Origin of the sequence: Kitasatospora sp. NPDC056651, from assembly GCF_042792155.1 — a bacterium.
In the GTDB taxonomy this organism is placed as follows: domain Bacteria; phylum Actinomycetota; class Actinomycetes; order Streptomycetales; family Streptomycetaceae; genus Kitasatospora.
This window is the reverse complement of the sequence record NZ_JBHTWX010000040.1, coordinates 34189-46784: the sequence shown is the minus strand read 5'-3', so window position 1 is coordinate 46784 and position 12596 is coordinate 34189. Positions and strand designations below refer to the sequence as shown.

Here is a 12596-nt window from a genome sequence, read left to right as displayed (position 1 = left end):
CGGGTACCGTGTCCCGTCCTCGTCGGCCGCTCCCGTCGGCCGTCCTCGTCGCCCGTCCTCGTCGCCCGTCCTCGTCGCCCGTCCTCGTCGCCCGGGATGCTCCGCGGCGCCGTGCAACCCTTTCGACCGCGCGGCGGTGAGTAGGGCAGAACGACGGTCCGGCCGGATCGTCGCACGGACGAAGAGGAACCGGATGACCGCGAGTACATGGCACATCCCGGTGGAGGACCGGCCCCGGCCCGTCGCCACACCGGCTTCCGCGAGCGGGCCCGGCCTGCGGGAGCTCGGCTTCGAGGCGTTCGCCGCCTCCCGCTGGCCCCGGCTGGTGCGCACCGCCTACCTGCTCACGGGCGACTACCACGAGGCCGAGGACGTGGTGCAGGCGACGTTCGCCAAGGTGTTCAGGAACTGGTCCCGGATCAGCCGCCTGGAGGAGCCGGACGCCTACGTCCACCGGGCCCTGGTGAACAACAACCTGAGCCGTCACCGGCGGCGCCGGGTCCGGCAGCTGCTGGTGCCCGTGCTGCCCGACCGGGCGTCCGCCGGGGGCGGCGGCCACCGGGTCGAGGAGCGCTCGGTGCTGATCCAGGCGCTGGCGGAGCTGCCGCCGCGCCAGCGGGCCGCGGTCGTCCTGCGCTACTGGGAGGACATGAGCGAGCGCCAGGTCGCCGAGGTGCTCGGCTGCTCCCCGGGCAACGTGAAGAGCCAGGCCAGCCGGGGCCTGGCGAAGCTGCGCGGCCACCCGGCACTGGCCCCGTACGCGGCGGGCAGCGGTTCGACGATCGACGGCACGGACGGAGGCGACAAGTGATGGACACCGAGGACATGGTGCGTGGCGCGCTGCGCGAGGAGGCGGCCCTGGTCGCGGTGGCGGACTGGTCCGCCGCTCCCGTCCGGGACCACGTGCACCGGCAGCGGCGGCGGCGCCGGGTGGCGGTGGGGGCGTCGGCCGTGGTGGCCGCGCTCACGGTGCTGGCCGGGACGGGGGCGGTGCTGTCCGGGCAGCAGGAGGTCCGGACCTCGGCGGCCGCACGGCCTCCGCTGCTGCCGGACGGGCCGGCCCCCGAGGCCGTGGTGGTGGAGCCCGGCCGGCAGCTGCCGCTCGACCGCCCCGGCTGGTGGATGCGGCTGGCGGACCGGGAAGTCTGCATCCACGACGAGCCCGCCTACAAGAGCGACCCGGGGTGCGGCGGGTACACCTGGGCGGGAGACGCGACCGAGATCACCATGCAGTACTACGGGAACCCGCCGCAGTACCGGGAAGGCCTGTACAACCTCGTCTACCACGGGCCCGGGAAGGTCGCCCGGATGGCCATGGAGCGGGACGGCAAGTCGTACTGGGCCACCGTCGCCTCGCTCCCCGGCGACCCGGGCTTCGCCGCCGGCTACGTCTGGGGGCCGAGCCAGAAGAGCTCCGACGGTCCGGCGGCGTACCCGCTCGACGGCATCAGGCTCGCCGCGTACGACGCCCAGGGGAGGGTGCTGGCGAGCAAGACGCTGTCGCCCTGAACCGGACCGGGCCGCTGCCCCGAACCGGGCTGACCGGCGGTCGCGGATATTCGGGAGACCGGCGCCGGCCGGCCGGTGCAGAATCGCCCCCATGCGCATTCTGATCGTCACCACCGGCTCCCGCGGCGACGTCGCACCGTTCACGGGCCTGGGCCGGCGCCTGGTGGACACCGGGCACGAGGTCGCCGTGGTCGCCCACCCCTCCTTCGCGGCGCTGCTGGAGTCCTGCGGCCTGGAGCACCGGCCGCTGCCGGGGGACCCGGAGGAGCTCATCCGCGCCCGGGCCCGGGCGACCTCCAGGGAGGAGACCCGCGCGCTGATGAGGGCGTTCGTGGACGGGCTCGCCGACGGCGTGGCGGACGCGGTGGCGGGCGGCGCCGACCTGCTGCTCACCGCCTTCGCCCCCTCGCCGCTGGCCCAGTCGGCGGCGCAGGCCCACGGCGTGCCCGTCCTCGGCACCTACCTCACGCCCGCCTTCGCCACCCGGGAGTTCCCGCTGCCCGGCCCGGCCGGCGCCGAGGACCTGGGGCCGGAGGGCAACCTCGCCGCCGGCCGGGAGCGGCTGCACAGCGCCGAGCGGCTGTTCTCGGGCGCGGTGGCGCCGATGCGCGAGCGCCTCGGCCTTTCCGGGGCGACGCCGCCGGAGCCGCTCGGGTACACCCGTCCGGTCGTCCACGGGTACAGCCCCCGACTGCTGGGGCGCCCGGCGGACTGGCCGGCGCCGGTCGAGGTGGCGGGTTTCTGGTGGCCCGCCCGGCCGCTGGGCTGGCAGCCTCCGGCCGAGGTGGTCGACTTCCTCCAGGCCGGTCCGGCGCCGGTGTTCATCGGTTTCGGCAGCATGGCACCGGGCGAGGGCGAGCGGCTCGGCGAGCTGGTGACGGCGGCGGTGCGGCAGGCGGGGGTGCGCGCGGTGGTCCAGGCGGGCTGGGCCGGGCTGGCGGCGGCGGGCGACGGCGTGCTCTCCGTCGGCGACCTGCCCCACGACTGGCTGTTCCCCCGGATGGCCGCCGTCGTCCACCACGCCGGGGCGGGCACCACCGGCGCGGCGCTGCGCGCCGGGGTCCCGGCCGTGCCGGTGCCCGTCATGGCCGACCAGCCGTTCTGGGCGGCCCGGCTGCACCGGCTGGGCGTCGCCCCGCGGCCGGTGCCGTTCGAGGAGCTCACCGCCGAGCGCCTCGCCGCCGCGATCACGGCCGCCCTGGCCGAGCCGGTCCGCCGCCGCGCGGCCGAGATCGCCGCGCTGATGGCGGACGAGGACGGCGCCGGCGCGGTCCTCGACCACGTCGCCCGGATCGGCGACGGCGGCCGGACGGGCGACGCCGGCCGCTGAGGCCGGCACCGTCGGCCTGCCCGGCCGGGGACGCCTCGGCCGGGCAGCGCTCACGGGCCGGTCGGGGGTGGTGCGGTGGAGCCGCGCAGGTCCGTCGTGGTGGCGCCGACCACGACGACGGCGCCCAGGCACAGCAGGCCGCCGCTGACCAGGGCCGCCGCTCCTGACGTGGCGTCCGCGACGAGGCCGCCGCGCATGCTGCCGACGTCCGGCCCCGCCTGTCCGACGATCTGTTCGGCGGCGCTCACCCGGCCGAGCAGTTCGGGCGGGGTGTGCGTCTGGACGACGGTGCTGCGGGAGACCACGGAGACGGTGTCGGCGGCGCCGGCCACGGCGAGGAGGGCGAGGCCGGCCCAGGGGCCGGGCGTCAGTCCGAACAGCGCCAACGAGACGCCCCAGACGGCGGATCCGCCGAGCATGACCAGGCCGGGGCGGGGCAGGCGGGTGAAGGTTCCGGAGAACAGCGACGCCGCGACGCCGCCGACGGCGATGGCCGTGAGGAACAGCCCGAGGGTGCGGGGGTTGCCGCCGAACCGTTCGGCGTTGACCAGGGGGAACAGGCTGGTGGGCATCGACAGCACGGTGGCGGCCAGGTCGGTGAGCAGGGCCCCGCGGATGACGGGGGTGCGCACCAGGAAGGCCAGGCCGTCGAGCACTCCGCGCAGGCCCGGCCGCGCGGGCTCGTCCCCGGGGGCCGTCCTCGGCAGGCCGAACGCGCCGTAAAGCGCGGCGGTGAAGGTCAGGGCGTCGACCAGGTAGCAGGCGCCGACTCCCAGCCAGCCCACGATCAGTCCGCTCAGCGCGGGGCCGAGCAGCATGGCGCCCTGGAAGGCGATTCCCCGCAGCGCCAGACCCGCGGCCAGCTGGTGCTTGGGCAGCAGCTGCGGGATGAAGGTGCGCGAGGCGGGGCCGCTGCCCGCGACGAAGCAGGACTGGAGGGCGACCAGCGCCAGGACGCCGGCGGCGGGAACGTCCCCGAGGAAGCCCTGCACCGCGAGGAGGAGCGAGCACACGGCCTGTCCGCCGAGCGCGAGGAGGTAGAACCTGCGGCGGTCCACCCGGTCGACGAGCGATCCGGCGAACAGTCCGAGCGCGATGAGCGGGACCGCCTGGGCCAGTCCGACGGCGCCCGTCCAGGTGGGGCTCTCCGTCTCCTGCCAGACCTGGAAGATGACGGCGACGAGCGTCATCTGGCTGCCGAAGCCGGACAGGGTCTGCCCGATCCACAGCCGCCGGAACGCCGGTGACGTCCGTAACGGGGTCACGTCGATCAGGGTGCGCCTCAGTCCCATGCCGGGTCCTGCGCCAGCTTCTCGGCGATCCGGTCGCGGAAGCTCCTGCGCTCCAGGGCCCGTTCGAGGTCGGTGACGACCCGGGAGAGCGGGTAGGGGATCTCCGCCTCCAGGTCGGCGATCGCGGCCTCGGTGGCCCGCCATTCCGCCGCCAGGCGGTCCACGACGCCGCGCGCCTGGTCGGTGAGCGCGACCTTCCTGGTGCGCGCGTCCTCGCCGACGACGGTGTGGACCCAGCCGGCCTCGCGCATCGCGGCGACCTTCTGGCTGAGCGCCGAGTGGGTGCGCTGGACCGACTCGGCCAGTTCCGCGATGGTCATCGGGCCGTCGGCGTGGAGGCGCAGCAGTTCCATGACGTAGCTGGGCTTGAGCCCGTCGATCCGCCGCTCGGAGTAGACCCGGGCGATGTCGGCGTCGATCGAGGCCTGGAGCAGGCGCAGGGGGCGCCAGAGGCTCTGCCTCGTCGGGTCGGGTGCGTGGGGGTCGGGTGTGCGGGGGTCTGGTGCGTGGGGGTCGTCGGCCATGCGGCGCATCGTAACAGCACTTGTACAAGCACTGTTGCTTTTTGTGGGGTGCGACAGCGTGAGCGCCGCGTGCGCCGGGTGCGCCGGGTGTGGTCCCGGCGCTCCCCGGTACCTCCCCCGGCCCCGGTCCACGCCCTCCCGGGGCTTGTCGGGCGGCCCCGGCGTCCCCACACTGGACTGACTCATAGGGGGGCGCCATGTGGGTGGTACTGATCCTGTTTCTGGTCACGGGGACGGCGCTGGCCGTGGTCCGGCCGCGCGCTCGGGCCGCGCTGCACGAGCTGTACCGGGCCGAACAGCTCGCGGCGGGACGGGAGTTCGACCTCGGACGGGACGAACTCGCCTGCCTGGCAGGCCACCTGGCGGATCTGAAGATCCTGGAGATGCACGGCGCGGGCCTGCTCGTCGCCTCCCGCTCGGGAGACCTCACCCTGACCACGCCCCCGGCCGGCCCTCAGGGCGTCTTCGAGGAGGAGGCCGCGCGCCAGTTCGGGCCCACCCGCACCCGCGACCTCAGGGAGGTGCTCGCGTCGCTGGACCGAAGCCCACCGGCCGTCGCCCTGCGCGACCGACTGCCGGCCCAGGGCCTGCACTACGACGACAAGCTGCGCGACCGGGTGCGGCGGATCCACGACTGGACGGCCGTGGTCCTCGCCTCGGTGACCGTGGCGGGCGTGGCCTCCCTCGTGATCACGCTCGCGCGGCACGAGAACGGGCTCGTCCCGCTGGTGCCCTTCGCCGCGCTGTTCGCGGCCGCCTGGCTGGTCAACCACCGGATCTGGATGCCCCTGAGCGTGTGGGGCCCGCGCACCGGGCTCGGCGTCCGCGTGCTCGCCGAAGCCCGGCCGACCGGCCGCAGGTACGGGCCGGCGGCCGTGGCCCTGGACGGGCTGTCCGCCCTGCCCGCCAAGCACGACCTGCGGATCTGCTACGAAGCCTCCCTCGCCCGGGCGCGCAAGCGCGCCCCCAGCTCCCACTACGGCGTGGGCTTCTGCGGCATGGGCTGCGGAGGAGGCTTCTGAGGGGGGCTTCTGAGGAGGGGACTTCTGACACGGGAGCACCTGCCGCCCCACGCGCACCGGCGCCCGGGCACGCCCCCTCGGCCCCGCCCCCGACGCCCGGGGGTTAACCCCACCCCCGCCCGCCAGCAGCCTCCATGGCTAGCCGTGGCCGCCCTTCCTAGCCTGGATCCGGTCGATCGACCAGCGACGATCCGCGAGGGAAGGCAACTCCATGGCACGCCGCCACGACCGTTCCGAGTACGGGCCGACCGGGCCCGCCACCCACACCCGGCCCGCGATCGAGTTACGGGCGGTGTGGCGCGGCTACGGGCGCGGCCCCGAGACGGTGCACGCGCTGCGCGGCATCGACCTGGCGCTGGAGCACGGCACCTTCACCGCCGTCATGGGCCCCTCCGGCTCCGGCAAGAGCACCTTCCTGCAGTGCGCCGCGGGCCTGGACAAGCCGACCTCGGGCGAGGTCTTCCTCGGTGGCGAGGAGATCACCGGCCTGAGCGAGAACCGGCTGACCGAGCTGCGCCGCAGCCGGATCGGGTTCGTGTTCCAGTCGTTCAACCTGCTGCCCTCGCTGAGCGTGCTGCAGAACGTGCTGCTCCCGCTGCGTCTGGCCGGTGAGCGCCAGGACCACGGCAGGGCACGGGAGTTGCTGGCGCAGGTCGGTCTGGGCGAGCACGCCGCGCGCCGGCCGGGCCAGCTGTCCGGCGGGCAGCAGCAGCGGGTGGCGATCGCGCGGGCGCTGATCACCCGCCCGGACGTGGTGTTCGCGGACGAGCCGACGGGCGCGCTGGACACCGGCACCGCGCACGAGGTGCTGACCCTGCTGCGGGACGCGGTGGACACGATGGGCGCGACGGTCGTCATGGTGACGCACGACCCGGTGGCGGCCTCGTTCGCCGACCGCGCGGTCTTCCTGGCCGCCGGCGCCCTGGCGGGCGAGCTGGCCCACCCGGATCCGAAGGCCGTCGCCGACCGGATGGTCACCCTCGCCACCGCCCGGCTGGGGGCGGCGGCGTGAGCAACGGACTCGCCCGCGCCTCGGTGCGCTTCCGGCCCGCCTCCTTCGCGGGCACCTTCATCGCCCTGCTCTTCGCCGCGGCGGTCATCATGGCCTGCGGCACCATGCTGCAGACCGGCATCACCGCCACCGTGCCCCCCGTCCGCTACGCGAACGCGCCCGTCGTCGTCGCGGCCGAACCGGACGTCGAGATCGTCCGCAGGACGGACAAGAAGGAGAAGACCTACGACCGGCCCGTCCCCGGCCGGGCCCGGGTGGACGCCGCCCTGGCCCGGCGCGTCGCCGCGCAGCCCGGGGTGGCGGCGGCCCGCGCGGACTCCGCCTTCCCCGTCCAGCCGGGCACCGTGACGCCGGGCCTGACCGGGCGCGGGTACGCGGCGCTCGGTATCGCCGGCGGCGCGGACACCCTGGTCGAGGGCCGCGCCCCGGCCGACGGCGAGCTCGTCCTCGACGCCGCCACCGCCCGCGACGCCCACCTCGCCCCGGGCGCGAGCCTGAGCCTGGTCGCGCCCGGCGGCAGCGGCACCTACCGGATCTCCGGCCTCGCCGCGCCGCAGAGCGCCGGCCCCACCGCCTGGTTCGCCGACGACACCGCCGGCCGGCTCTCCGGCCACCCCGGCCGCGTCGACGCCATCGCCGTCCAGCCGCGCGAGGGCGTCAGCGCCGGGGCCCTGGCCCGGCAACTGCGCGACGCGCTGCGCGACACCGCCGGCCGGGACGCCGCCGGGGCCTCCCCCACCGGGCTCAGGGTGGTCACCGGCGACACCCGCGGCTCCGTCGAGCAGCCCGCGCTCGGGGACGGCCGGACACTGCTGACCGCGATCGGCGGTTCCTTCGGCGGCAGCGCGACGATGGTCGCCGTCTTCGTCGTCGTGTCCACCATCGCCCTGGCCACCGGCCAGCGGGCCCGCGAGTTCGCCCTGCTGCGCGCCGTCGGCGCGACGCCCCGCCAGATCCGCCGCACCATCGCCACGGAGGCGGTGCTGGTGGCGCCCCTCGCCGGCCTGCTCGGCCTGATCCCGGGCGTGGCGCTGGCCCGGTGGTGGTTCGACGGCCTCGCCTCGCGCGGCGCCGTCCCCCGGGGCGTCGAACTGGACGTCGGCCCGCTGCCCGCGCTCGTCGCCGTCGCCACCTGCCTGCTCGCCGCGCTGGCCGCCGGCCACCTGGCCGCCCGCCGGCCCTCCAACCTGCGGCCCAGCCAGGCCCTCGGCGAGGCGTCGGTGCCACCGGCGCGGATGGGCGTGGTGCGCGCCCTCCTCGGTGTGGTGGCCGTCGTCGGCGGCGTGGTGCTGACCGTGGTCGCGGCGAGCCTGGACGGGGAGAACGCCGCCAGCACCGCGCTCGGCGTGGTCATGTGCTTCGTGCTGGCCATCGCCCTGCTCGGCCCCTGGGTGGCCCGGGCCGCCGCCGGGGTGCTCGGGCTGCCGCTGCGGGCGGGAGCGGGCGGCGCCGCCGGTTCGCTGGCCGCCGACAACGCCAGCGCCAACGCTCGCCGGCTGACCTCCGTGCTCACCCCGATCGCGATGGTCACCGCCTTCTGCGGCACCATGCTGTTCATCCAGAGCAGCGTCCAGCACGCCACCGGCGAGCAGGTGCGCGACGGGGTCGTCGCCGACCACGTGCTCGGCTCCCCCGGCCCCGGCCTGCCCGCCACCACCGTCGACCAGGCCTCCCGGGTGCCGGGCGTCGACGCCGCCGTGGGCGTGCTGCGCACCGGCGCCGTCTACCGCTCGGCCGGCAAGCTCCGCTCCGCGGGCGCCCTCGGCGTCTCCGGCGACCCGGCCAAGCTGCCCCGGGTCCTCGACCTGGGGGTGCGGACCGGTTCCCTCGCCGACCTCGCCCGGAGCTCCGACACCGTCGCCCTCGACGTGACCCTCGCCGACAAACTCGGCCTCAAGACCGGCGACCGCGCCGCCTTCTGGCTCGGCGACGGCACCCAGGCGCACCTGACGGTGGTCGCCACCTACGAGCGCGGCCTCGGCTTCGGCCAGCTCGTCCTGCCCCGGGCGGCCGTCGCCGCGCACGCCGGGGTGGCCTACGACAGCCAGGTCCTGGTCGCGGACGCGCCCGGCGCCGACCGCGCCGACGTCGCCGCCCGGCTGGCGAAGCTGCCCGCCGGGGCCTCCGCCGACAAAACGGCCGCCACCGCCGCGGCCTACGGGATCACGGTGGCCGACCGCGCCGGGTACGTCGCCCAGACCGACCGCCGGCGCGAGGCCGGAGACTGGGCGAACTCCGTGATGGCGGGTGTGCTCGGCGGCTTCGCGGCGATCACCGCCGCCAACACGCTGGTGATGACGGTCCTGGACCGGCGCGGCGAGGTGTCCCTGCTGCGCCTCGCGGGCGCCACCCGCCGTCAGGTCCGCGGCATGATGCGCTGGGAGGCGCTCCTGGTGGCCGCGGCCGGGCTGCTGCTGGGCGGCGTGATCGCCTGGATCACCCTGGTGCCCATCGCCCGGGGCCTCGCGGGCACCGCACCGTACGTCCCGCCGGGCACCGCCCTGCCGCTGGCCGCCGCGGCCGTGGTGCTCTGCCTCGCGGCGACGGCCCTGCCGGCCCGGGCCCTGCTGCGGGCCCGGCCGCTGGCGGCGACCGACTGAGCCGGGGCGGGGATGCCGCGTGGGAGCGGGCCGGTCGCCCGCTCCCACGGACGGCGGCTTCGTCCGTGGCTCACCGGACGACCTGTCGGCCCAGGCCGAGATCGTGAGGAGACGGCGGGCCTCGAGGACGCTTCGACCGGCCGAGGGAACACCACTGGTGGTAGGAGAAATACCCTGCTGAGATGATGATCTGACGACACCGCAGATGATCGAGCAGGCACGTAAACTGCCACGGGCCCCACACCGAAGGGTGTGGGGCCCGTTCCCATACAACAAACCAGCAGGTTCTCCCTGGCAGTTGTAACCCGCTGGTCCGAAACAACAGCTGACGCAGAGCGCCGCCCGTTGACGCTTGGAAGGTACCACGCGACAGGTGCTTCCTGGCAGCGGCGTCGAGCAGGCCGCGTCAGCTTCGAGGAGCCAGCGTGTCCAGCACGACCGAGATGACAACCCGGCGGCCGACCGGCGGTACCCACTGCGGCGTTGCGTCCATCACCGCCGGATTCTCCCCGGTGGACCCCGGGCAGCCGCCGGGCGCCCCCTCCGACATCGACGCCGAGGCCTTCGAGTTCGTCGGCGACATCACCGACTACTGGTCCTACACCCAGGTCCGGGACTGGGTGCTGCACCTGCCCGGGATCACCCCGACCGCACTGCTGCTCTACCTGATGCTGCGGTCGATGATCAGCGAGAAGCGGCCGGGCGGTCTGCGGCGGATGTCGATCGACCAGCTCGCCTACCTGCTCACCGCGAACGGCGCCAAGCCCGTCGGGGAGTCGACGGTGCGCAACTCCCTCGCGCTGCTGGCCAAGCTCGACCTGGTCACCAACCCGGACGGCGAGCGGGTGGTGAAGTCCACCGGCAAGGGCGGCATCCAGAACACGTACCGCCGCTACCGGGTCCGCGATCTGCCCGACGGCCCGATGGTCGGCTGGCGCAACACCTGGGACAAGCTCGACGCCTACAGCGCGGACTGGCGCACCTGCCCGGTCGCCCCTCCGACCCACACCCGGACCGCTCGCGGATGCGTCAGCTCGATGTCGAACGCACGAACCGACCAGCCCCGACCGAACGAAGCTCCTGGTCGTTTCGACCGCTCGATTTCCAGCACGGCCTGCTCGTTGTCGAGCAGCCCCCGCTCGACAACGAGCAGCCGCAGCGCGCTGACCAGCGACAACCCGGCCCCCAAAGAAGCTGTACCGACAAGATCTACGAAGAAGCCGACGTCCGTCCCGTCCGTCCCCGCCCGCACCGCGGCGAAACGTGGGCAGCGAGCGGACGGAGGGGCCGGAGCGGGACGCCACTGCAGCATCCGTCGCCCGCGCTCAGCGGCTCCGCCTCCGTCGCCGTCGCCGGGGGTGACGCTGCTGCTGGAGATCGGGAGCCGGGATGAGCGGGTGGCGGTGGCCGGCCCGGCGCTCGCCGAGCAGGGCGCGCGTCTGGACGGCCTGCTGGCCGCCGGATGGGCTCCGGCCGCTCTGCGGAGCGCCATCACCGCGAGCCTCCCGGCAGTTGTCGGGAATCCGGACGGATTCGTGGCACAGCGGATCGGCTTCGTTCCGGCAGCCCCGGTCCACGCGGTGCTGCCCGTCCAGTCCCGCACCGGCCCGTTCGAGGGCCCACGGGCTGTCCGGCAGGAGCAGGACCGCCGGACGGCCGCGGAGTGCGCCGGAACGGGCGCGGAGCATTGCGGCAACCCCGTACCTCGGACGGGGGTGCTGTGCATGCGCTGCCGGGCGGGGGACACCATCCGGCTTCAGGTGGTCCGGGCGCCGGAACAGCCCGGGCAGCCGGCGCACCGCCTCGGTCCCGAGGCCGTCGGCGAGGAAGGTGCCGGCGGCCGTCCTGAGCACGGATGGTCAGGACGGATCCGTGGCGGGGATGTGCGCGGCGTAGAGCCGCTGGAGCAGGAGGTTGAGCTGCTCGCGCTCGGCCTCGGTCAGGGCGTCGAGGAACCGGTCCTGCTCGGCCGCCGCCGCCGAGGCGATCGACCCGACGAGGGCGGTTCCCTCCTCGGTGAGGACGACGAGTCGGCGGCGGCGGTCGGTGGCGTGGGGGCGGCGTTCGACCAGCCGCCGGTCCGCCAGCTGGTCGAGGACGGGGACGATGTTGCGGGCGTCCATGGCGACGAGCTCCGCCAGGCGCCGCTGCCCCACCGCGCCGTGCCGGCCGAGGGCGACCAGGACGGCGTACTGGGCCTGGGTCAGCCGGTGCTCGCCGAGGAAGGCCGTCCAGGAGCGGGCCGTGAGGGAGCCCAGCCGCGCCAGCAGGAAGCCGGTGCCGCGTTCGAAGGCCGGTCGGTCGTGGTCGCCGCTCATGGAGGCATCCTAGGCCAATAGACATGCCACATGTCGTTTGGTAGACATGAATCATGTCTACTGATGCGCGTCACTCCACCGTGGTGGCCGACGGCGTCCCGCTCCACGTCGTGGAGTCCGGCGCTCCCGAAGGCCGACCGTTCCTGTTCCTGCACGGCTGGCCGGAGTCCTGGCGGACCTGGCTGGGGGTGATGGAAGCCGCCCGGGACGAGGCCCGGATCATCGCGATCGACCTGCCGGGCATCGGCGGATCCACCCGGGCGGTCGGCGACAGGTCCACCCGGCAGGCCGGCGACGGATCGAAGCTCCGGCTGGCACGGACGGTCCACGCCCTGGTGCGGGAGCTCGGCCTCACGGGCGCCACCCTGGTCGGCCACGACGCCGGAGGAATGGCGGCCTACGCCTACCTGCGGCAGTTCGCCGACACCGAAGGCGTCCAAGGCGCCGAAGGCGTCCAAGGCGTCGACCGCGTCGTCATCATGAACACCGTCGTCCCCGGCGTCGCCCCGTGGGACGACGTCCTGCGCAACCCCCACATCTGGCACTTCGGGCTGCACACCGTCCCGGCCCTGCCCGAAACCCTCGTCCAGGGGCGCCAGGCCGCGTACTTCGACTACTTCTACGACGTCCTGTCGCCCGACCCCCGGCGGATCACCGCCGAGTCCCGGGCCGCCCACGCCGCCGCCTACGACAGCCCGGAGGCGCTCACCGCCGGGTTCGACCTGTACCGGGCCTTCGGCCAGGACGCCCGGGACAACGCCGCGTTCGCCGCCGCCGGCCCGGTCGGAACACCGCTGCTGTACGTACGGGGCGACGCCGAGGGCGGCGACATCCGCGCCTACGCCCGGGGCCTGCGCGAGGCCGGGGTCGAGAACCTGACCACGGCGGTGGTGGCCGACGCCGGGCACTTCGCCCAGGAGGAGCGGCCCGCCGAGGTCTGGGCGCTCGTCCGCGACTTCGCCGCCACCGCCACGGCGGGCTGAGCGGCC

At 75.2% G+C, this 12596-nt stretch carries 11 protein-coding genes; 7 read left to right on the top strand and 4 right to left on the bottom strand.

The annotated features are described in order from the left end of the window. Window positions 1-193 precede the first annotated feature (193 nt). The 3 genes from ACFRAR_RS17795 (at window position 194) to ACFRAR_RS17785 (ending at window position 2839) form a co-directional block, all read left to right on the top strand. On the top strand, window positions 194-811 hold the full coding sequence (locus ACFRAR_RS17795; protein WP_380699007.1) for a SigE family RNA polymerase sigma factor: 618 nt from the start codon (window positions 194-196) through the stop codon (window positions 809-811). After that, window positions 811-1509: a hypothetical protein gene (locus ACFRAR_RS17790; RefSeq protein ID WP_380699006.1), complete on the top strand. Its 699-nt coding sequence runs from the start codon at window positions 811-813 to the stop codon at window positions 1507-1509. The genes ACFRAR_RS17795 and ACFRAR_RS17790 overlap by 1 nt, the downstream gene beginning before the upstream one ends. A gap of 91 nt (window positions 1510-1600) precedes the next feature. Then, window positions 1601-2839 (top strand): glycosyltransferase, encoded by a 1239-nt coding sequence (locus tag ACFRAR_RS17785; RefSeq protein ID WP_380699005.1) that lies wholly within the window; start codon window positions 1601-1603, stop codon window positions 2837-2839. Window positions 2840-2889: 50 nt separating this feature from the next. Here ACFRAR_RS17785 and ACFRAR_RS17780 read toward each other — a convergent pair whose 3' ends face one another. Both ACFRAR_RS17780 and ACFRAR_RS17775 read right to left on the bottom strand, forming a co-directional pair. Then, window positions 2890-4131 carry an MFS transporter gene (locus ACFRAR_RS17780; RefSeq protein ID WP_380699004.1) on the bottom strand — a complete coding sequence of 414 codons (1242 nt, stop codon included), beginning with the start codon at window positions 4129-4131 and terminating at the stop codon, window positions 2890-2892. After that, window positions 4122-4655, bottom strand: a complete 534-nt coding sequence (locus ACFRAR_RS17775; RefSeq protein WP_380699003.1) for a MarR family winged helix-turn-helix transcriptional regulator — start codon at window positions 4653-4655, stop codon at window positions 4122-4124. The genes ACFRAR_RS17780 and ACFRAR_RS17775 overlap by 10 nt, the downstream gene beginning before the upstream one ends. A 197-nt stretch (window positions 4656-4852) precedes the next feature. Between ACFRAR_RS17775 and ACFRAR_RS17770 the strand changes: the two genes are divergently transcribed. The 3 genes from ACFRAR_RS17770 to ACFRAR_RS17760 all read left to right on the top strand — a co-directional run bounded on the left by ACFRAR_RS17770 (window position 4853) and on the right by ACFRAR_RS17760 (window position 9289). Next, the gene (locus ACFRAR_RS17770) at window positions 4853-5677 is read left to right on the top strand and encodes a TIGR04222 domain-containing membrane protein (RefSeq protein ID WP_380699002.1); all 825 of its coding nucleotides are present in this window, start codon (window positions 4853-4855) and stop codon (window positions 5675-5677) included. Window positions 5678-5888: 211 nt separating this feature from the next. Then, entirely contained in the window at window positions 5889-6689 is an 801-nt protein-coding gene (locus tag ACFRAR_RS17765; RefSeq protein WP_380699001.1) for an ABC transporter ATP-binding protein, read from the top strand. Continuing rightward, on the top strand, window positions 6686-9289 hold the full coding sequence (locus tag ACFRAR_RS17760; protein ID WP_380699000.1) for an ABC transporter permease: 2604 nt from the start codon (window positions 6686-6688) through the stop codon (window positions 9287-9289). Before ACFRAR_RS17765 ends, ACFRAR_RS17760 begins: the two co-directional genes overlap by 4 nt. Before the next feature lie 961 nt (window positions 9290-10250). Here ACFRAR_RS17760 and ACFRAR_RS17755 read toward each other — a convergent pair. Together ACFRAR_RS17755 and ACFRAR_RS17750 are read right to left on the bottom strand one after the other, a co-directional pair. After that, a complete protein-coding gene (locus tag ACFRAR_RS17755) occupies window positions 10251-10466 on the bottom strand; it encodes a hypothetical protein (RefSeq protein WP_380698999.1) in 216 nt (71 codons plus the stop codon). A 682-nt stretch (window positions 10467-11148) separates the two neighbouring features. Continuing rightward, window positions 11149-11607: a MarR family winged helix-turn-helix transcriptional regulator gene (locus tag ACFRAR_RS17750; RefSeq protein WP_380698998.1), complete on the bottom strand. Its 459-nt coding sequence runs from the start codon at window positions 11605-11607 to the stop codon at window positions 11149-11151. Between the two features lie 53 nt (window positions 11608-11660). Between ACFRAR_RS17750 and ACFRAR_RS17745 the strand changes: the two genes are divergently transcribed. Then, window positions 11661-12590 (top strand): alpha/beta fold hydrolase, encoded by a 930-nt coding sequence (locus ACFRAR_RS17745; protein ID WP_380698997.1) that lies wholly within the window; start codon window positions 11661-11663, stop codon window positions 12588-12590. Window positions 12591-12596: the final 6 nt, after the last annotated feature.